The sequence below is a fragment of the Streptomyces sp. NPDC005181 genome (genome assembly GCF_040608395.1).
Lineage (GTDB): Bacteria > Actinomycetota > Actinomycetes > Streptomycetales > Streptomycetaceae > Streptomyces.
In genome coordinates this window covers 119,642-139,979 of sequence record NZ_JBEXID010000012.1, presented here as the reverse complement: position 1 = coordinate 139,979, position 20,338 = coordinate 119,642, and the positions used below count along the sequence as shown (strand labels likewise).

At 66.6% G+C, this 20,338-nt stretch carries 17 protein-coding genes; 7 read left to right on the top strand and 10 right to left on the bottom strand.

Annotated features, from left to right (window positions below; genetic code table 11):
• Window positions 1-159 precede the first annotated feature (159 nt).
• Together ABZV38_RS11655 and ABZV38_RS11650 are read right to left on the bottom strand one after the other, a co-directional pair.
• Entirely contained in the window at window positions 160-1,023 is an 864-nt protein-coding gene (locus ABZV38_RS11655) for an HIT domain-containing protein (protein ID WP_356326593.1), read from the bottom strand.
• Window positions 1,017-1,505 (bottom strand): TIR domain-containing protein, encoded by a 489-nt coding sequence (locus ABZV38_RS11650; protein ID WP_356326592.1) that lies wholly within the window; start codon window positions 1,503-1,505, stop codon window positions 1,017-1,019. The genes ABZV38_RS11655 and ABZV38_RS11650 overlap by 7 nt, the downstream gene beginning before the upstream one ends.
• Before the next feature lie 255 nt (window positions 1,506-1,760).
• Between ABZV38_RS11650 and ABZV38_RS11645 the strand changes: the two genes are divergently transcribed.
• On the top strand, window positions 1,761-3,356 hold the full coding sequence (locus tag ABZV38_RS11645; protein ID WP_356326591.1) for a toll/interleukin-1 receptor domain-containing protein: 1,596 nt from the start codon (window positions 1,761-1,763) through the stop codon (window positions 3,354-3,356).
• 235 nt (window positions 3,357-3,591) lie between these two features.
• On the opposite strand, the gene ABZV38_RS11640 is transcribed toward ABZV38_RS11645, so the two are convergent.
• Entirely contained in the window at window positions 3,592-4,113 is a 522-nt protein-coding gene (locus ABZV38_RS11640; protein ID WP_356326590.1) for a toll/interleukin-1 receptor domain-containing protein, read from the bottom strand.
• 430 nt (window positions 4,114-4,543) lie between these two features.
• Here ABZV38_RS11640 and ABZV38_RS11635 point away from each other — a divergent pair, with 430 nt between their 5' ends.
• Both ABZV38_RS11635 and ABZV38_RS11630 read left to right on the top strand, forming a co-directional pair.
• Window positions 4,544-5,902 carry a hypothetical protein gene (locus tag ABZV38_RS11635; RefSeq protein ID WP_356326589.1) on the top strand — a complete coding sequence of 453 codons (1,359 nt, stop codon included), beginning with the start codon at window positions 4,544-4,546 and terminating at the stop codon, window positions 5,900-5,902.
• A 198-nt stretch (window positions 5,903-6,100) separates the two neighbouring features.
• Window positions 6,101-6,535 carry a hypothetical protein gene (locus ABZV38_RS11630; RefSeq protein WP_356326588.1) on the top strand — a complete coding sequence of 145 codons (435 nt, stop codon included), beginning with the start codon at window positions 6,101-6,103 and terminating at the stop codon, window positions 6,533-6,535.
• Window positions 6,536-6,715: 180 nt separating this feature from the next.
• Here ABZV38_RS11630 and ABZV38_RS11625 read toward each other — a convergent pair whose 3' ends face one another.
• The 3 genes from ABZV38_RS11625 to ABZV38_RS11615 form a co-directional block, all read right to left on the bottom strand.
• Complete coding sequence (locus ABZV38_RS11625; RefSeq protein WP_356326587.1) at window positions 6,716-8,209, bottom strand: hypothetical protein; 1,494 nt, start codon at window positions 8,207-8,209, stop codon at window positions 6,716-6,718.
• A gap of 614 nt (window positions 8,210-8,823) precedes the next feature.
• Window positions 8,824-10,155, bottom strand: a complete 1,332-nt coding sequence (locus tag ABZV38_RS11620) for a helicase-associated domain-containing protein (RefSeq protein ID WP_356326586.1) — start codon at window positions 10,153-10,155, stop codon at window positions 8,824-8,826.
• A gap of 39 nt (window positions 10,156-10,194) precedes the next feature.
• Entirely contained in the window at window positions 10,195-10,917 is a 723-nt protein-coding gene (locus ABZV38_RS11615) for a hypothetical protein (RefSeq protein ID WP_356326584.1), read from the bottom strand.
• Window positions 10,918-11,029: 112 nt separating this feature from the next.
• On the opposite strand from ABZV38_RS11615, the gene ABZV38_RS11610 reads away from it, so the two are divergent.
• Entirely contained in the window at window positions 11,030-12,274 is a 1,245-nt protein-coding gene (locus tag ABZV38_RS11610) for a plasmid pRiA4b ORF-3 family protein (protein WP_356326583.1), read from the top strand.
• Window positions 12,275-12,407: 133 nt separating this feature from the next.
• On the opposite strand, the gene ABZV38_RS11605 is transcribed toward ABZV38_RS11610, so the two are convergent.
• The 3 genes from ABZV38_RS11605 to ABZV38_RS11595 all read right to left on the bottom strand — a co-directional run bounded on the left by ABZV38_RS11605 (window position 12,408) and on the right by ABZV38_RS11595 (window position 14,199).
• Window positions 12,408-12,821, bottom strand: a complete 414-nt coding sequence (locus tag ABZV38_RS11605) for a DNA-binding protein (RefSeq protein WP_356326582.1) — start codon at window positions 12,819-12,821, stop codon at window positions 12,408-12,410.
• Window positions 12,803-13,087 (bottom strand): hypothetical protein, encoded by a 285-nt coding sequence (locus tag ABZV38_RS11600; protein WP_030973973.1) that lies wholly within the window; start codon window positions 13,085-13,087, stop codon window positions 12,803-12,805. The genes ABZV38_RS11605 and ABZV38_RS11600 overlap by 19 nt, the downstream gene beginning before the upstream one ends.
• A 227-nt stretch (window positions 13,088-13,314) precedes the next feature.
• Window positions 13,315-14,199: an aldo/keto reductase gene (locus tag ABZV38_RS11595; protein WP_356326581.1), complete on the bottom strand. Its 885-nt coding sequence runs from the start codon at window positions 14,197-14,199 to the stop codon at window positions 13,315-13,317.
• 434 nt (window positions 14,200-14,633) lie between these two features.
• Here ABZV38_RS11595 and ABZV38_RS11590 point away from each other — a divergent pair, with 434 nt between their 5' ends.
• From ABZV38_RS11590 to ABZV38_RS11580, 3 genes are all read left to right on the top strand, one after another.
• Window positions 14,634-16,577 (top strand): Ig-like domain repeat protein, encoded by a 1,944-nt coding sequence (locus ABZV38_RS11590; protein WP_356326579.1) that lies wholly within the window; start codon window positions 14,634-14,636, stop codon window positions 16,575-16,577.
• Window positions 16,578-16,717: 140 nt separating this feature from the next.
• Window positions 16,718-17,737, top strand: a complete 1,020-nt coding sequence (locus ABZV38_RS11585; protein ID WP_356326578.1) for an LLM class flavin-dependent oxidoreductase — start codon at window positions 16,718-16,720, stop codon at window positions 17,735-17,737.
• Window positions 17,738-17,992: 255 nt separating this feature from the next.
• On the top strand, window positions 17,993-18,604 hold the full coding sequence (locus ABZV38_RS11580) for an HhH-GPD-type base excision DNA repair protein (RefSeq protein ID WP_356326577.1): 612 nt from the start codon (window positions 17,993-17,995) through the stop codon (window positions 18,602-18,604).
• A gap of 88 nt (window positions 18,605-18,692) precedes the next feature.
• On the opposite strand, the gene ABZV38_RS11575 is transcribed toward ABZV38_RS11580, so the two are convergent.
• The gene (locus tag ABZV38_RS11575; protein WP_356326576.1) at window positions 18,693-20,288 is read right to left on the bottom strand and encodes a helicase HerA-like domain-containing protein; all 1,596 of its coding nucleotides are present in this window, start codon (window positions 20,286-20,288) and stop codon (window positions 18,693-18,695) included.
• Window positions 20,289-20,338: the final 50 nt, after the last annotated feature.

Sequence of the window (20,338 nt, the reverse complement as noted above, 5' to 3'; positions counted from 1 at the left end):
AGCCCACAGGCTGAGATGCTCCTCCGTCACATCCACCAGCATGACCACTCAACGACAGCACCGATCAACCGTCACAAGATCTGCTGCTGTAGTACGAGGAGGGCTAACACGCTGGCGACGATGCCTTTCCAGGTTCGCCGAAGCGATCATTTTGGTCCCTCAACGGTAGAGCAGCCAGGCCCCTATACCCATCCCCGCAAGCAGCAAGGGCCCATAAACGGGAGCAACCGCCCACGACCTAATATCGGGCCAATCCGGCCAGTAGTTGACACGAGAACCCGCAGGCGACGCCAGGGTAGGATTCAAGGAGAATGCAGGAATTGAACGACCGGCCGCTACCTCGTCATAGAGCTTACGAAAGGCGCGCTCCTGCTTTAGATAATTAGCATCAAGAATACCGAATACAAGCACCGCCAAGAGGCCAAGAAGTGCCACGAAGATCGAACTCTTCGTGATCGCGTATCCGTAAGTCGCGGTTACAATTGGAAGCAGCCACGCCTTCGAGGATGACGACGCCTGCGACATGCGCGTAATTATCGCTTGGATGAACGACAAGTGCTGCCGACGATCCTCCGCCCCAACCGCGCTTACTTCACTAAAAAGCGCAGACTGGATCGCAGCGAGAGTCTGGCTTTGAGCTTGACCACCTTCGGCCGCACCCGTAGGCCATCTAAGCACCATGCGATCCCCCGACCATCGGGGCACGAGGTGGAAATGCACATGAGGCACGGTTTGAGTGGCAGCTGCCCCGGTCGACTGAATCACGTTCAAACCATCCGGAGCTAGGGCCGAACGGATCGCACGCGCTGCCCTCAGAAGCGCTTCACCCAAATCACGGGCCTCAACAGCATTGAGATCGGTCAAGTCTGAAACGTGGCGGTTCGGCACTACCAAAGTGTGACCGCGAGTGGCTTGTTCCAATGGAAAAAATGCGGTGACCTCTTGGGTGCGATACATCACCCTCGCACTGGAGTCGCCTCCTTCGACAATCACGCAAAACGGGCATGCGGATTGATTTACCATGACCGCCTAATCACCCCTTGACCCGACCAAGACTCCAAGTTGTCACGCAGTTTATTATAAGTCGCCTTACTGTCAGTCTTTCCCGACCAATCCTGCGTCGTGGGATCAAATACTGGCACTACCCCCGCACCAATAGCCTTGACAAAGGGGTCGAAACCCGAACTATCAACGCCCCCCAGAGCCGAGAGTCCATGGATTCGGATCCCCAGCAGCGGCTTCTTGTCGGCCCATGCCTTTTTAATCTCATGCATGACCCAGGGTCGACTTGCCGTGTGCTTGCCGATCAAGACGATGACGGCCTTCTTGTACGCCATCTGTTCGTGAATCCACTTCTTGATTGCCTCGTCTCCACGCCTACGCACCTGCTCCCAGTCCTGCGAGTTCAACAGTGACTGCGCTTCAAGAGCGTTAATATTGCGAACCAACTGGACGCGGTGGACATCTTGTTCGTAGTGGAAGCTGTAGAAGACTGTCTTGGCCATGGAAGCGCCAATCGAGAGTGCCGATGCGGACGACTGCGACTCTAACTGCGACCTCCGACAACTTGTACGAGAACGCAAGAAGTCATGACCTTGTAGGCGAGGTGGTCACACACAGCAGCTCTGACGCGGATCGCAACCGCGAGCAGCCGGTCTACGTCCGTCAGCGCCAGGGCCCAGAAGTTCAGCACATGGATCCGGGGCGCCCGAAAGCGCGTGACCAAGGGGCGCCGACCGCAGCGGGCAGAGCGTCACAGCGTGATCTCCCTCGAAGATCATCCGCCCTGGCCGCAGCCCACCGCGTGCATTGGTGTCCTAGCCTTCGCGATTCTGAGTGCTCGGAAGCAAGACCCAGCCACCACCCTGACAGAGGGAACGGACGAGAGGAGCTACACCGCCATGGGGGGCGTCTTCATCAACTACCGCAGAAGTCCGCGTGCCACGGATGCGGTGCACCGGCTGCGTCATCGGCTCGGCCGACACTTCGGTGACGCGCAAGTCTTCCTCGACACGTCGTCGATGCTGCCGGGTAGCCGCTACCCAAACGACCTCAGAGCCCGAGTGCATGACTGCGAGGTCCTGCTCGTCACCATTCCGGAGGGCTGGTTGGAGGCGCGCGACCCGTCGGGCGCTCGATCCCTCGACCGCCCGGGCGACTGGGTGCGGCACGAGATCGAACTGGCGCTGGCCGCTGGGAAGACCGTTATCCCACTGCTCCTTGACGCCGCAGAGCCACCATCGCCCGAGTTGCTTCCCACGTCGATCCGCGATCTCTCTCTGCGGCAGGCGCATCGCCTCCCCTCGGATGACTGGGACGCATCCGTTGAGGAGCTAATCGCCTCGCTGGAGACCCTGGTGGCATCGGAGTGGGTGCCAGCAGTCCTGTCTCAAGTGCGGGCGCCACGACGGCCCGGCCGACTACTCGGCTGGGCCACCGGCCTCATCGCCACCGCGCTCTGCGTTCTAGTGCCGTGGGCAGCAACGGCGACCGGGCCGTCCTCAAATCCGGACGACGACCCGGTCGCCCTGCTGCTGGCCCTGGCCTCCCTTGGGCTGATGGGCTTCGTTCTAATCGCTGTACTGCTGGCATGCGGCCTCATGCGCCGCCTCGTTCAGGCGTGGGAACGTGAACTGCAGGACGCCTCGCAGGAGAACTACCTCCGGGCAACCTATCCGGTGCCGGCCTTTCTCCTGCTGTTCGCGGCAGTGCTTGTGACTCAAGTGTGGGGGCAGAGTCCCGGCTTCGCCGTCGTACTGATACTCGGCATGTGTGCTGCCGTCGGCCCGATGGCAGCCGGTTTCGTACGCTCCCTCAAGGAGGACCGCGAACGGTGGGTGCAGTGGCCGGAAGCGATGCCCTCGGCAGCCCCGATGGCGGTGGTCCGGCGGGAGATCGCTCGGCTTGACGTGCGTACGCAAGAATGGGAAGCGCCGATCCGGCGAGAGCAGCGGGACCGAGCACGGTTCGCGCTCGAAGAGCTGGCAGGGGCGGTGGCTACTCAGGCGCGTGCGGCGGAACGTGGGCGGTTCCGATGGCTGTGTGAGGCGCAGCCCTGGATCTTCAGCGGGTACAACCTATGGTTGGCGCTCACCGTCGCCCTCACGCTCGCCTGGACTTTGCCCCTCGGCGTCCAAGGCGGGGGTGGGGCGCGGCTGCACGCGGCGCCCGTCGTCGCTGGGGTTGTGGGGTTCTGGCTGGCCTGGACGACCATGGAGTGTGCTTACCGCTACCAGCGGTGGCAGCGCCGGATGTTTCACACAGAGGCGGTGCGACGGCTCACTGTGATAAGGGCGCGGGTCGACAAACTGAGTCTGCCGGTCCGTACGCGGCTGGCGACGGCGAGGGAACGCTAGGCGGGACAGGTGGAGCGGCACAGGGCCTGGTCACGGCCGCGACCTGGGTTCGCTCAATAAGAGCGCGAGCTGAGAAAGCTCACTCATAGGGGCCGAGGAACCGTGAGCCGTGCAAGTGGATCAGAGGTCAGCGCGTCAGCCACCCAGGCTTCGGTCTCCCATGCGAGGTCGGCCAGCCACGCTGCGGGTTTAGCGCCGGCGACGCGAAGCGACGTCCGGGCACGCCGCCGGACGACTAGTTCTCCGGTGTGGGCAGCTCGGACAGGTCGTCCTCAACGGCGACCAGCTCGGCGATCTTGGTGGCAATAACTGCCATCGAATCATCCGCCGTGTCCAAGCCGTTTCGAGAAGCAAGCAAGGGGCTAATGTCCCGGAGTTCGCCGTAGGTCGTTTCGTGCATGACAGGGAGCAGCAGGTCACGTGCAAGAAGCTCCGAGAGCTCCTTGTCAGAGACACCACCGCGATCGATGCGCCTCAGTAGCGCTGGGGTAACCAGGACGAGACCCGTACGCGACCTCGCCAGACCTCTGTCGATTTCCCGCATGAACGGTAGGCCGAGCGCGATGTCCTTCTCGCTGAACCAGACGGACACGCCCTCTGCTTCCAGCAGGTCGCACAACTTCCGGGCGGCACCGCGTCGGTCATCCCATGCGTGGCAGAGGAAGACATCGCGAAGGTCGGGCTGTTGACGCGCGCGCAACACGGCGGCGTCGCGAACAGGAGTCAGCCCCTTCACCTCGGCAGGCGTGTAAATCACGGAGGAGGTGCTCGGTGACCAAGGCGCCCGCGTTCTACCGCTACTGGAGCTGCCCCCACTGGTCGCGCCGCCCCCGCCACCGCTCCGCGGCGTGTAAGCCGGCGGCGGGTAGTAGGACCGGGGCGACGAGTACCCGTAGCCTCCGCCGCCGCACGCGGGGCACGCCGCACGTCCGCTGGCGGTCCGATGACCCTGGCGTGGGGCTGTACAACGACTCATAGCTATACGGTAGTCCACGCGGCTCCTGGAGCCATCTCCTACGGCCGAGATCCAGGGCCAGAGGCCACGGTCGACGAGCTACTGAGCCCTCATCCCAGATGGCTGGCCAGATACCAGCCTGCGCCCCCTCGTGCGCACTTGATTGCGCTCCCCTGCCCCGTCCTACCGTCCTGTGGCTCACGCCACGCGACATCGACGGAAGGGCCAGCCGGTGAAGAAGGACGAATCCAAAGCCGTCAGCGAGATCATCGACGAGCTGAGCAACACCTCGCACGTCCAGGTCCGTTCGTCCACCGAGCTGGCCGCCCGTGTCTCCGAGGCGGCAGATGATGAGGACGAGAAGCGAATAGGCAAGGGGCAGGGACCGCTTCGTCGGCGCACCGACTGCAGGGCTGTCCGGAACGCGCCACGATCTCTGACTCTCACACCCTGGCAGGTCATTCACGCCATCGGTCTCGGTGCTGCTTCGGCCCGACAGGGCGCGGGGCGGGGACTGGCCGAGCACTGGGGGAGTCTGCGCTACATCCAGGCCCTGGAGGGCAACCAAGGCGGTTACCTGCAGCTGTCGTCCGAGGGGCGCGATCTCCTGCGCTTCTACAAGGCCACGCAGTCCGGGGAGATCGGCACCGGCTTCGCCTCTCTGTTGGCCGAGAAGCTGGTCAGGTCCCGGTACCCCGACCACTCGGTCTCCGTGATTCCGTCGGACGTTGCTCTGAAGGCCGGCTGGACCCTTCGCAGCGCCTCCGGGGCGGGCCCCCTCCCGGAACCGCTGCAGCGTCGGCCCCACTTCTTCGTCGAAGCCTGGCAGCCGGGGCAGCCGTCCAAGGTCCTCCTCGTCTCCTCGAAGGGCACCCACAGCACCGTTCAGCAGGTGCACAAGCAGCTCAGCACGGCCAGTGCTCACGTGGATTCCGTGCACATCGGGCCCTATGGCACCGTCCCGTACCTGCTCATCGGGACAGAGATCCCCAAGAAGGAGAGCCTCGCCCTGCACATCCTGGAGGCACCAGGCACGACTGCCCTCAGCCCGCACGGAGAGACATCGGAAGCCGACCTGGACCTCGCCCTGGACCAGGGGAACCGCTTGGCCGACGTCGTGGGGCACGCGGAACGAGAAGGGACGACCATCCCCGGGTTCCAGGTACTGCCCGAGTCGTTTGCCTGGTTCAGCATCGTGCTGGCACGGACGGAAGCGGCCACCCTGATGGCCTTCACCGGAGGTGGCAAACCCACCGCCCAGTACCTGACCAAGGAGCAGGGGCGACGCCACTTCCAGCACGACGTCCACGCCGACACGGACAGGCTGCGAGATGCGGAGCACCGCATCCACGACGTCGACTTCGTCGGCACCGACCACATCTACCGCCTCAACGGTACCCGCGTGGAGGCGTTCTCCGGGCTCGAGAAGAGTCTGTACATGCACATCCACCACGGACGCGTCAACGAATACCGACGCGAAGTACACGAGCTCCGAGGCCAGTGGCCGAGCCGCAGCACATCGAAACAGTGGAGCGCGGTGTCCATCCGAGCCGACGGGACCGTGCTGGCAATCCGTCTCCGGGACGAGTGACCCAGCAGCCAGCCGCAACTGCTGACCGATCCGGATGGCGCTGAATTGGGGCATCAAGCTGCAGCAGGGCTGGTGAAGAGGCGGCAGCGCCGAGGGCACAGCTTCAGGTTCATCGGACCTGGATATGCCGGAACCGCTTCGAGAGGCTGCGAGGCCGACTTAGAGTGGGATCAGTCACCGAACGAGGGAGTCCACAGCATGGACCCGATCACCGCAGCCGCCCTTGCCGCGCTGGCCGGCGGGCTCGGCGGCGAAGCCGGACGTCAGGCGTGGCAAGGACTAACTGCCCTGGTTCGGCGTCCGTTCAGGAGCGCTGCGGCACAGGAAGAACGAGGCGCCGGGACACTCCAGGCCAGCTCCGGCGAGCTGGAAGTCGTCGCGCTTGAGGGGGAGCCTGCAGACCCAGTGCGCGCGCAGGCACTGGCCACCGCTCTCGGCGTACGAGCAGCCCTGGATGGAGAGTTCCGCGTACTGCTCGATGAGTGGTGGCAGCGGGCACAGGCCAGCTCATCAAGCGATGTGCACAACACCATCAGCGGCGGCGCTCAGAGTGGCCCGGTGCTTCAAGGGCGGGACTTCTCAAGCCTCACCTTCAACACAACACGCACCGCAGACTCACCCAACAGGGGCTGATCGGCGGGGGCTCATCAAAACTTGCATCGCCCCGGTAGCCAGGCCCGGCGACCGGGGCGATTCGATCGGCGCAAACTACTTCGAGGACCATGCCCGTGCCAACTTCACTCGGTCCTTAAACTGAGCTCCGACGCGTGCCCCCACTACAGCAGAGTGCCTCTGATGGATCGCTCTGCGGGATCATTCAGACTGCGTATTCAGCCAAGCCTGGATGAGCATCGACGCCTGTTCTTCCTCAGCTGCTGACTGTTTCATATCCTCTTCCCACCTCACGGTGCGAAACAGCCCTCTGTCACGCCATTCATTCAACGGTGCTTCGAGGTCCTCGCCGTTAGCCTCATCCTGAAGCCGCCTTGCCGCACTATAAACCAGCCGCAATTCCGCACCGGCAACATGATAATCGTCATACGGCGGCAGTAGTCGATCATGCAAGGGCAGGCTTCTGTCCACCTCAACACTACCGAGATAACTGGGAACCATTTCACGCATCGCTGCGTCCAAGTCCACCGCCTGCTCCTCGCTGAGCCCAGAAACGGTAGAGACAGCGAGGTTGTAGGACTTGATCAGAGTGATAAGTCCAGGCACCGTGAGAGTCTTCCAGAGTGCGGGCTCCCGAGCCAGGAAATAAGCAGCGAGATCAGAAACTGAAACTCCATTATCGTTGAATAGCAGACTAGCGACGGCCACACCCAGGTCACGTCGATACTCGGGAACAACCCGTGAAACCTGCGTCAACACATCACAGTCGATCTGCCCGGGCAGCACCTCATCCTCATCGAATAGTAGAGCGATAATCTTGCGGCTCACAATTACCCCTTCCCGGGATGGATCCAAATGGAGCTGCGCAAGCTCCGACTCTGAAAGTTCGTTGCGGAAATCCATCCACGTCAAACCGGGCGGATCCGGAAGAAGAGACTGCTTTGCGTACTCAAACTGAGCCTGCACCAGGGTTTCCGGCCGCCCGTATACAAGTGCGGAGATTCGAATCTGTCCTCCGCTTGATACTGATGCCACAGTGCCGATACCCGAGAAAACCAACGCCTCTTCAGCAGCTTCATGGAGCGTTGTATTCGCCGTCGATGTCGTTAGCCAACGCGGGTCGAAGGTAACGATCACTCTCCTCGCCCCCACAAAAAAGACGAGGTGAGGATCCTTGGTCAGCACTCCAGTCGGCTCCTGCAGCGGAGCCTCGGGCGGGTTGCTGCAGCGCATAGCACCTTCGAACGAGACCAGAAGGCCGCGATGCACCTTTCCTGCCGTGCGCTCGCTGAGAGTCACCGCCTCCGCGTCCCATGTCTCGAACAACGGGCGCACGATCCGGACGAATTCCCCGGGCGCCATACCCTGTCCGCCGAATGGCTTCGTGCTGTCGAGTCCGGCTCTCCTTGCTGCGGCCGCTACAGCGTTGGTCTGCGCGAGCATCGCCATCCGTGGCAGGTTGACCAAGTCGACACTGGAGAACCGGGCCCTCCAGATCTGCGACGACCTGCGCAACTCCTCAGCGAGGGCCTCTTCGGTAGCCTCAGCTACGGACGGTCGGCCCGTCATCGTGATGTTTACATCGCCATGAATAGCCCCCGCCTGGATGGCTGGCCCATCCACCTGCCCGGAGAGCTCGTTGCTTACCTGGGACGGTTTCCGGAAAGCACCCTCTACGCCCTCCACCTGCTCCACTGCTGCCTCCCGACCTCTCTCACCCCATGCGATCGGCTATCTGACAGGCAGTAAACACCACTTCTCGATCTGCAAGGGGCGTTCAAGGCGACCCAAAATTGCCGGCCTGACGGCAAGACAGGGCCGCTCGCCGGAGCTGCGGATCAGCAGGATGCTCCAGCTCAGCGCCCCAGGCAGAGCGGGCTAACGGCAACAGCTCGCCGAGCTCGCGTCAGGGACAGGCAGTATTCCCGGTCTCAGTTCGGGTCTCATTCGCCCCTGTCCGGCCCCGTCCGGACAGGGCCATCCCGAACGCTCTGTCCCAGGTGAGGACGCCCCCGGCCCTTTCCGGACCCCCACGCGAACATTTGGAAAGCGTGTTGGGGGCAACCCCTCACGAGTTCGAATCCCGTATCCTCCGCAGCCGCCTGAACAGGCGAATCAGAGCGTCGGACCGCAGCTCGCGGTCCGACGCTCTGGCGTACCAGGGTCTCAGTCTTGGTCTCATTTATTTCCGATATTCAAGATATTTCACCCATGCGGTGAACGCGCCCTCTGCCGATAATCAGCGGTGACGCAACGACGTGCGCCCCAGTCTCGGCCAGAGGGGCCCCGAAGCGGCTCTCCTCGTGCCATCAGGCCAGCGGGTAGCCCAGGGCCAGGGCGGCCTTGCGGAACGCCGGCAGACGGTCGGGAGAGACCGCAAGGTGGCGCTCGCCGATTCGGGTACACAGCACGCGCAGGCGGCGGTCGCTGATGATGAGGGCTGCCAGTGTCTCGTCCGCGCACTCGATGAGATGGGTCTGTCCTGCATCGTGGAGTCGGCCGGTGCGACGGCCAGTGTCATCGAGCAAGGTGGTGACGGTCTGGGGCACGGGGTGCGAGGCGGCCTGGTCCAGGTAGCCACGGAGCTCGTCGAGGGTGTGCCCGCGGTCGAGGGCGTGCAGGAGAGAAGCGGTGGTGAGCGTCCAGACCCGGTCGGTTTTCCGGTCGGCGAAGGCGTCCAGGAGGAGTGTGTCGGCGGAGGGCAGTCCGTCGAGGGCGACGATGTCGAAGTTCGCCAGGGCGGTGACCCTACCCGTCGGGACGGCCGAGGCGGGGACCTGGGCGGGGGCGTAGTCGCCCGTGAGGCCGACGGCGTGGGCGCCCAGGGGATTGAGGCGAAGTGCGGACAGGCCGCCGTAGCGGCTGAGCTGGTCGAGGTAGTCGCCACCCCAGTTGTCCCGGTAGTCATCGCGGGCGCCCACCGGGGGGACGTACTCGATGTCGATGAGGCCGAGCGTGGCGGCGTACTCGAAGAGCACCGCCAGGGTGTACCGACCCTGGAGGAGGGACCAGCCGTGGTGGCCGTCGTAGCCGAGGCTGCCGTATTGCGGATCCTCCAGGTACAGCTTCCACAGGGCGCGTTCACTGCGGTGGACGACTGGATCCAGACCGGCCGCGCGCATGCCTGTGAACAGGCCGTCGATGGACATCCACTCACCCGGCGTGAGGCCGGCCAGCGCTTGACCGACGAGCTTGCGGCGCGGTTTGGCGGCGGTCAGGACGTTCGCCGAGCGCTGGCCCTTGATCTCCTCGACGCGGGAGAACTCGTCCAGGAGGCTGTTGTTCAGCCAGCGTTGCCACAGCTGAGAGACGGTCAGGTGCGGTGGGCGGGTCAGCGCCGCCCGTCCGCGCGTGGTCAGCACGAGCCGACCACCGGTGAGCTGGGCGAGGCCGCCTGCCTGGAGCAGCATCGGCCAGGCGAAGGCGGCGATGGCCTCGTGCGGACAGAAGTCGCCGCCGTCCAGGACGTCGGCGACCGCCGAGACGGTGGCGGTGCTGGGACGGCGGGTCCTTTCGCTGCACCGCAGCTTCCCCGTCATACACAGGCGCAGTACCGTCAGCAGGTTGACCTGCGCCTCGTGCTCGGTGCGCCGGACCCGTGGAGTGCCGGTGGGCTCCTGTTGCTGTTCGACCGGTATCACTGCTCGTGTTTCCCGCTTCCTGCCGCTCGCGTCCCATTCCTACAGATGGGCAACGTAGTCGTAGTTGCCCGGACCGCAGGTGCGATCGAGGATCTGGACCACCTTGCGGGGGTCGTCGTAGGGGCCGGAGAAGTAGAACGGCTTGCCGTCCCTGCTGAAGCCGATGACGGGCCGGTCGCCGGGCGGGGCACCCAGGTGCACTGCTGCGTCGGCGAAGCCGCCCGCGGGCTCGAAGCCAAGACCGCGGGCGTAGGCGACCGCATCGTGCACGATCGTCTGCGCCTGCTCCACGCCGATCGGCAGCGGCCGATGATCGAAGGCCGAGTAGTACATCGGTACGTAAGTGGTCAGGGATCCGGACCCCATCACCTCGGGGTCGGTGACGTTCTTGACTCCCAGGCAGTAGACGTCCACCAGGAACCCGGTGACAGTCACCCTGCTGGCACGTTCCTGGCGGGCCAGGAGAATCTGGGCGAAGCCGCCCGTGCCCGGGACCGGCTGCCGGCCGAGGGGGTCGGCGGCCGCCCAGTCCGGGGCTTCGGCCATGTCGAGTCCCACACTCCAGCCCGCGTTGACCCAGCAGCCCACCACCGGCCGCTCATCCGGCGCGATGTTCGCCAGTGCCGCCTCGGCGACCCGTCTCACCAGCGCGGTGGCCTGGGCCGGGCGCAGCCCCAGCGCCTTCGCGATCTGCTTCGGCGCGCTGCCGCGCTCCCTCAACTCCCGGACCCGGGCCAGCAGTTCCTCGTCGTTCGTTGTCACCGTCACAGTCTGCCACTTCCGTGTCGCCCCGTGCGAAGCACTGGGTGCGCCGGCGGTGCTGCCATCCTGGGTTCGGGTAATGCGGGACACGAACCGGAACGGGCAGGTCAGCATGGGTGAGACAGTGGGCAGGACCGTCGAACAGGTGCGAGGGCTGGTCGGTTGGGTCGGCACGGGCCGCAAGCTGACCCTGACCGGCCGTGTGACGCTTGCCGACGCGCGAGCACTGGTGGAGGTTCTGGACACCGGCGACCGGATGGACCCGGTGATCGGGGACCGTACGTTCAAGACGAAGTCCAGCGAGGAGCTGTACCACCTCACGCTGCTGGTCGAGTGGGCGAAGGCGGCACGACTGCTGCGGACCGCAGCCGGGCGCCTACTGCCGGTGAAGAAGAACGCCAAGCTGCTGGACCACCCCGACGAGCTGCGTGGCGCCCTGTTCGCCGCGCTACCGCACGTCGGCCCGGCTGTGACGGTCTCCGGCTGGCTGGAATCCCTGTTCACGCACGAGTACGACCGGGGCCTGCGGGCGTTGCTGCAGCGGCTGTACGCTTCCACGGCCCCGGCGCCGCTCAGTGACCTGTACGAGGTGGTGTGGCACGCGGTCAGCCCGCTGTACGCGCTCGACGACCTTTCCCCCGACCGTCTGGGGCATCTGCGCACCGCCAACGACCACGACATCCAACGGGTCCTGAAGGCCCTCGCCTCCCTCGGCGCTGTCCATCTCGCGGAGGAAAGCGCCGAGTTGACGACGGACGGACGCGCCGAGACGGCCCGGATGCGCGGCGAGCCCGAGCCCGGCGACACGGTGTTGCGGATCCTCGTCGAGCTCGCCGACGTGGACGAGCCCCGGGTTTGGCGGCAGCTCCTGGTACCCGACTCGATCCGCCTGGACCGGCTTCACTCCGTGATCCAGGACGCGATGGGCTGGCAGAACTGCCACATGCACGCGTTCACCATCGACGGCGTCCAGTACGGCCGCCCCGACGGCGAACTCGGATTCCGCGACGAGCGCAACGCCACACTGACCGCCCTGCTCAAGCCGGGTGCCCATTTCGTGTACACGTACGACTTCGGGGACTCCTGGGAGCACCTCATCACCGTGGAGCAGCTCCAGACAGCCTCAGCCAGGCTTCACTATCCGCACTGCGTGGACGGTGCCGGGGCGTGCCCGCCCGAGGACTGCGGCGGCGCCCCCGGCTACAGCGATCTCAAAGTTATCCTCGCCGACCCGGCGCACGAGGAACACCACGCCATGCTGGTGTGGCTCGGACTTCGGTCCGCTACGGAATTCGCCCCTGCCCGTTTCGCACCGGACGAGGCCAACACGCGGCTGCTGCGCCTCACGGCACTGTGAAAGACGAGCCGTCCGGCCACGCCACCGTTCACGACCCTGAGCGCTACCGACTGGTCCACCGTCCCGCTACACCACGCTGGGACAAGACGTACGGGCCGGCCTCACATCCCGACGTTCAGGTCTTGGGCGTCGACTACACGGCGACGAGGCGCACTCTGTCGCCGCAGAGCTTCGTCATGTCGTCAATGTCCGAGGTGAGCATGACGACCGGGCGGCGCTGCCGCAGCGCCATCTCGGCCACGGCGGCGTCGATGGCGTATTTGTGACCATGAAGCCCAGCATTGATCAGCATGGCCGAGGCGGCCTTGGCCTCCTCGTCACCGATGTGCACGATCCGCACGCCGGACAGGACCCAGGCGAGCCGTGCCTTCTCGGTCCGACGATGCACCGCTTCGATGATGGTGAGTGCACTGATGATCACCTCCATGCCCCGCTTGCGGGCTTCCGCGATGAGGGCGACGACGGGCTCGTGATCACTGACGAACTTCGAGAGGCCCTCGCAGTCGAGAACGAGGGTGCCTTCGTGGCTCAGCTTGCGGCGGGCCACTGCCCCTCCTCGGCGAATACCTCGTCGAAGACCCGGCGTGCCCGCTCCTGCTCGTGCTCGGAGATCGGCCCCTGGCGGCGTTCGTAGTCGGCCAGGTACTCATCCAGGATCTGACCGCGCAGCTCGCGCTCCACCGCTTCGGTGATGAACGCGGAGAACTCACGCTTGCCGACCCGTCGGCGGATCGCCTCCGCCGTCCCCTCGGGGAGGGAGAGGCTGACCCTGGTGGCCGGCCCTTCGCCGACGCTGTAGGGAATCTCGCTCATGGGACCGACATTATCAAACAAGTAGGAATTGCGCCTGGGTCCACAGCATCCGCCGAACAATGCGAGCCACCCATCCGGCACCTCGCGGTCTCAGTTCTGGTCTCATTCGCCCACGTTCAGCCGTGTCCGGACGCCGCTGAACAGTCCGCTCCGCCCCAGGTCAGGACGCCCCCGTCCCTCCCCGAACCCCGAGACGAACATTTGGAAAGCGTGTTGGGGGCAACCCCTCACGAGTTCGAATCTCGTATCCTCCGCTGCGCCGCCAGCTCATCGGCGGTCAGGGCGATGTCCACGGCTGCGACGTTCTCCTCGAGGTACCGCACCCGACGAGTGCCCGGGATGGGCACCCCGCCCTGGGCGATCGTCCAAGCGATCGCCAACTGGGACGGGGCCACGCCCTTGTCCGCCGCGATCCGCCCGATCGCATCGACGATCCGCAGGTTCGCGGCGAGGTTCTCGCCCTGCAAGCGCGGATCGAAGGTACGGAAGTCGCTCGCATCCAGCTGCTCCGGCTTGAGCCGGCCGGTCAGGAATCCGCGGCCCAGCGGGGGGTACGGCACGAACCCGACACCGAGCTCGCGCACCGTGGCGAGGACACCATTGGCCTCGACCCCACGCTCGAACAGTGAGTACTCGGTCTGCACCGCGGTCATCGGGTGGACCGCGTGTGCGCGCCGGATCGTGTTCGCCGACGCCTCCGAAGGGCCGAGGTGGCCGACCTTTCCGGCCTTGACAAGGCCGGCCATGGCCGAAACGGTCTCCTCGATCGGCACGGTCGGGTCGATCCGGTGCAGACAGACCAGGTCGATCCGATCCAGCCCGAGCCGCCCCAATGAACCCTCGATCGCCCTCACAATGTGCTCCGGCCGCCCGTCCACCACCGCCCGCCCGTCGACCACAGCCATCTGGCCGTCGTCGGTGTACCCGAAGCCGACCTTCGTCGCGATCGCGACGTCGTTGCGGAACGGGGCCAGGGCGCGGCCGACAAGACGCTCGTTCTCGCCCAGCCCGTATGCCTCGGCGGTGTCGAACAGGGTCACCCCCAGCTCGACAGCGCGCCGCAACGTTGCAAGGCTCTGCTCCTCATCACTCGGTCCGTACGTCGTACTCATGCTCATGCAGCCCCTCGGTACTCACCGTGAGGCCGTCTGAACCCAGGGGGATTCGTCGCACAGCCGTCCCTCCGCTCTCGGATGATCTGCCCCGGCCCTGGTGGCCGCGGTCAGTGACGCATCCAGAGCACCACCGGCGCTGATACCGCGGAAGAGCACTCCTTGCCACGGGGTCCTGTCGGGGGTACGGCAGGACCCCCCAGCGGGTGAAGACGCGCTCCGCTCGCAGAACCGGCCTGGCTGCCGAGCGGGCCGGTAGTCCCTTTCGCCGCCGTGCGAGGAAACTCCCTCCCCAGTTGTCACTCTCATGCCATACGCTGCCCGACAGCAGCCGCGCCCCGTTTGTCACCGCACGTTCGCGGTCACGTCCGGGTGCTGCGCGGCGCTCTCAACTCCCGGTCATCCACCGGGTTTTCTCGTGGGGGTAAAACACTGTGCGCACGCGCAGCATCTCGACCGCGACAGCTCTCGCGGTCCTCTTCAGCTCAGCGGTACTGAGCGTCGCGGCGGCCGGATCCGCCTCCGCCGCCTCCGCCGTCGTCACCTCGCCCGGCGGCATCGTCGCGGACGGCGCCCTCAAGCGGGTTTTCGTCGGCGACAGCTCGACCGGGAAGATCCTGGCCGCCGACTACAGCGGCGCCCTCGTCGACTCGGTGAGCGGCATCAGCGGGGTCTCCGATCTGGCGGTGTCCGACGACGGCGCCACCCTGTACGCGGCCGCGGGGGGCAGCCACGAGATCGTGGCCCTCGACGCGGCCACCCTCGACATCAAGGCCCGCTACGCCGTAGCCACCGACACGGGCCCGCGCTACGTCGCCTTCGCCGGGGGCAAGGCCTGGTTCTCGTACGGCGACCAGTGGTCCGGCAATCTGGGCTCGGTCGACCCCGCGGTGGACCCGGTGAGCGGGACCGACGCGGTGGCGCTCGGGCAGCTGCCGGCCGGAGCCATGATCCATGACCCGGCGCTCCTCGACACCGACCCGTCCGCGCCCGGACTGCTGGCGGTCGGCCAGACCGGCATCTCCACGGACTCCATGGCCGTCGTCGACGTCTCCGGCACCACTGCGCAACTGCTCGCTTACTACTCGGGCGACTACACGCTGAACAGCGGCATCGGGGACATCGACCTCGTCCCCGGCGCCCCGCAGGTGCTGATCAACGGCGCGCAGCGGGACGCCTACGCGGACGGGAAGTTCAGCGCCGCCGGCGCCTACCCCTCCGGGCAGAAGGCCGATGTCGCCGCGAACGGACTGGTCGCGCAGGTCAGCGGGGCCAAGGTTGCGGTCTACCGGCCCGACACCACCCAGCCGCTCCGCACCTACGCCACCAGCACGTCCGGCACGGCCGACCTGACGTGGGCCCCGGACTCCTCACGGATCTTCGCGCTCGTGGGGACGAGCGGGGGCTACACCCTCAAGGCGCTCACCGACCCGACGCTGAACGTCCCGAGCCTGACGGCGAACGCGCCGTCGACCGCCACGCGCGGCAAGCAGCTCACCGTGACCGGAAAGCTGTCGGCGACGGTGCCACTGCCGAGCGGTGTCAAACTGCAGGTCACCCGCACCGACCTGGAGAGCCCCAGCGGCAAGGCGCTGCCCGCCGTCACGGTGAAGGCGGACGGCACGTACACCTTCACCGACACCCCGCCGGCCGGCGGCACGGTCACGTACAAGGTCGCCTACGCGGGCGACGCCGCGCACACGGCGGTCAGCGCGTCCGACAAGGTCGCGGTCTCCCGTACGACGCCCACGCTGACCCTGAACAAGAACGGCAACGTCTACAGCTACGGCACCGACGTCGCCTTCACCGCGCACCTCGGCTCGACGTACAAGAACCGCTCGGTCGAGATCTGGGCGAACCCCTTCGGCAGCGACAAGCCCAACAAGCTGGTGAAGACCGGCAAGGTCAACTCCAGCGGCAACATCGCCGTCTGGGTCGACATGACGCGGGACACGGAGATCACCGCGATCTTCAAGGGCGACGCCCGCTACGCGCCCAGGACCGTGAAGTCCACGGCGTACGCCAGGGTCAGGATCTCCACCGCCGTCTCCAAGCACTACAAGACGGCCAAGATCGGCTCGACGTCGTACTACTGGTTCCACAAGAGCACCGACCCGCTGCTCACGACGACCATGACCTACTACAAGGGCCGTCAGCAGCGCTTCGACCTCCAGGTCTACTCGGGCGGAAAGTGGTACTCCGCCGACTCGGAGTACTTCGCGCTCGGCACGAGCGGGAAGTCGGCCGTATCCCTGGAGGCGCCGGGGCGGTCCGGCATCAGGGCGCGGATGCGGTCGGTATACGTCAACGGGTCGTCCGGCGACAACGTGAACACGACGACGTACGGGTCCTGGAAGTACCTGTACTTCTCCAACTAGACCGATGCGGTCCGGATCACCTCACGGCCCGGACGCCTTACGAAGGGCCCCACCGCTCGCGGTGGGGCCCTTCGCCATCGGTGACAATCGGGGCAACGCCGGTGTACGGCAGTGCCTGCCGTGAACGATGGAGGAATGCTGTGCCGCCGACCTCGAAGCCACTGCGGAAGCTGGGCTTTCTCACCATCGGGCTGTTCGACGAGGCCGATCCGCGCCGGGGCCACGAGTCGACCCTCTCGATCATCGAGCTGGGCGAGCAACTGGGCTTCGACAGCGCATGGGTGCGGCACCGGCATCTGCAGTACGGCATCTCTTCCCCCCTCGTCGTTCTGGCGGCGGCCTCCCAGCGCACCAGCCGCATCGAGCTGGGAACCGCGGTCACCCCGCTGGGCTGGGAGAATCCACTGCGGCTGGCCGAGGACCTGGCGACCGTCGACATCCTGTCGGGGGGCCGCCTCAATCCGGGGGTCAGCGTCGGTCCACCCATGCAGTACGAGCGGGTGAAGCACGCGCTCTACCCCTCCACCGGCGACGCCGAGGACTTCGGTTACGAGCGTGTGCGACGGCTCCTGGCGTTCGTGCGCGGGGAGCCGGCCACCGACTTCAGCGGTACGGAGGGCTTCGAGGCGTACTCCGACCGTGTCCAGCCGCACTCCCCCGGCCTGGCCCGCCGTATGTGGTACGGCGGCGGCAGCCTGCCGTCGGCCCGCTGGGCAGGTGAGCAGGGCATGAACTTCCTGACCAGCAGTGTCGTGAAGGCGGAGGAGTCGGAGGACTTCGCCGAGATCCAGCTTTCGCACATCCGGGCCTTCCGCGCCCATCACCCCGATGGCGAGCGTGCCCGCGTCTCCCACGGGCTGGTCGTCATCCCCACCGACACCGCCTCGGCGCAGCAGCGCGCCAAGTACGAGGCGTACGCCGACAAGCGGATGCCGCGCACCACCGCGCCGCAGGGGCCGGCCCGCATGATGTTCGCGCCCGACCTCGTCGGACGTTCCGCCGAGATCGCCGAACGGCTCCATGCGCACGGCGCTTTCCGGGAGGTCGACGAGGTCGCGTTCGCACTGCCCTTCACCTTCGACCACGACGACTACGTCCAGATCCTCACCGACATCGCCACCGTGCTCGGCCCGGCTCTCGGCTGGCAACCGTCGGTCTGATCCAGGCCGCTGCCGGGCGTTCGGCGGCTCTGCGTCGCCGACGGCGGTCAGCGCCGTACGGGCGCGACCGAGGCACCGCGTCAAGGCCGGCGGGCGTCGCCTCCCTCGTGCTGGGTGGGGTGGCATACCGGGGCGCCCGGTGACAGGTGTCCCGGCGGCGGACGCCTGCGCATGCGTCCCTCTTCAGCGGCAGCAACCGGCCATCGGCGCCCCCTGGACTCGCCGTCGCCCGGCCCTGTCGGGATGATCGAAGACATGACACAGAGCAACAGGAGCAAGGCCATCACCCTGCGGATCGCCCAGCAGCCGGAGGCGGACGAGCTTCTCGGCCGCAGCCCGCTCGCGGCCATGATCGGCATGCTGCTGGACCAGCAGGTCCCGATGGAGTGGGCCTTCTCCGGCCCGTTCACCCTGGCGCAGCGCATGGGCTCCGACGACCTGGACACCCATGAGATCGCCGCTTACGACCCCGAGGCGTTCACCGAGCTCTTCACCGCCAAACCCGCTCTGCATCGCTATCCCGGCTCCATGGCCAAACGGGTCCAGCAGCTGTGCCAGTTCCTGGTCGCGGAGTACGACGGGGATGCGAGCGCGGTGTGGAGCGACGCCGGGACCGGCGCAGAGCTGCTGAAACGACTGAAGGCGCTGCCCGGGTTCGGCGCCCAGAAGGCGCAGATCTTCCTGGCGCTGCTCGGTAAGCAGCTGGACGTCCGGCCCACCGGCTGGCGGGCCGCGGCGGGCCCGTACGGGGAGGCGGGGTCGCACCGGTCGGTCGCCGACATCACCGGCCCCGACTCGCTCGTCAAGGTCCGCGCTTACAAACAGGAGGCGAAGGCGGCGGCAAAGGCGGCAGCAAAGAAGAGCTGACACCTCGACGGCGCAAAGCCGCCGACCGCCGGCCGGCAGCGGCGCACGGGTGGGAGCGCTGTCCGGCTCCCACCTCCACCGCCTTCCCCTACCGCCTGTGGCGCGCCGTACCGAAGAGCGAGCGCGAGATCTCCCGCCCCAGCTGCGTCCCGACCGACCGCGCCAGCGACCGGAACACCCCACTCCCCACCACCTGTTCCACCAGCAAGGCGTCGTCCTCCGGCTGTCTGGACCCCTTCGACGGCCGGCCCGCGGCCTCCGCCGCCGCCCGCTGCTCCGCCTCGTGCTCGGCGCCGAGCTTCTCGTACGCCGACTCCCGGTCCACCGCCTGCGCGTAACCCGCGTACAGCGACGAGCCCTTCACCGCCGCGTCGAGCTCCGCCGCGGCGAGCGGGCCCATCAGAGACTGCGGAGACCGCAGCCGGGTCGCGGCGACCGGCGTCGGCGCGCCCTTCTCGCTCAGCACGGTGATCACCGCTTCGCCGATGCCCAGCTGGGTCAGCAGCTCCTCCAGGTCGTACGGCGAGTTCGGGAACGTCTTCACCGTCGCCCGCAGCGCCTTCGCGTCGTCCGGGGTGAACGCCCGCAGCGCGTGCTGTACCCGGTTGCCGAGCTGCGCCAGCACATCCCCCGGTACATCGCGCGGCGTCTGCGTGACAAAGAAGATGCCCACACCCTTGGACCGGATCAGCCGCACGGTCTGCGTGATCGATTCCAGGAACGCCTTCGACGCCCCGTTGAAGAGCAGATGCGCCTCGTCGAAGAAGAACACCAGTTTGGGCCGGTCGAGGTCGCCGACCTCCGGCAGATCGTGGAAGAGATCCGCGAGCAGCCACATCAGGAACGTCGAGAAGAGCTGCGGCTTGTCCTGTACGGCCGCCAGTTCCAGCACGGAGACCAGCCCCCGCCCGTCCGGCGCCTGCCGCAGGAACTCCGCCGTCTCGAACTCCGGCTCACCGAAGAAGTCGCCCGCCCCCTGCTGCTCGAAGGCGGTGAGCGACCGCAGGATCACCCCGGCCGTGGCCGTGGAGAGCCCGCCGATCCCCTTCAGTTCGGACTTGCCGGTGTCCGAGACGAGAAACGCGACGACGGCCCGCAGATCCTTCAGATCCACCAGTTCCAGGCCCTTGGCGTCGGCGTAGTGGAAGATCAGGCCGAGCGACTGCTCCTGCGTCCGGTTCAGCTGGAGCACCTTGGAGAGCAGTACGGGGCCGAAGCTGGTGACCGTCGCCCGCACCGGAATGCCGGGGCCGATGCCGCCGAGCGCGTGGAACTCGCACGGGAAGCCCTTGGCCTCCCACTGCTGTCCGACCTGCCCGGCCCGCTCGGCAACCTTGCCGCCCGGCACGCCGGGAGCCGCGATGCCGGACACATCGCCCTTGATGTCGGCGAGAAAGACCGGAACGCCGTTCGCCGACAGCTGTTCGGCGATCAGCTGGAGGGTCTTGGTCTTGCCGGTGCCGGTGGCGCCCGCGACGAGTCCGTGGCGGGTGAGCATCCCCAGCGGGATCCGGATCTGCGCAGCCGGCAGGCAAGCGCCGTCCCAGAGCAGCGCACCCAGATCGAGGGCGGCGCCGCCGACGGCGTACCCGTCGGCGATCTCCCGGGCCTGCTGCGGCAACACGCCGACGCCTTCCCCCAGGCCCGCTCCCGCGCTTCCGCCCGCGCTGTCGCTGCCACTCATCACGGCCTCTATTCCGGAATGTCTGCATTTATTACACTTCGGTCAGCATC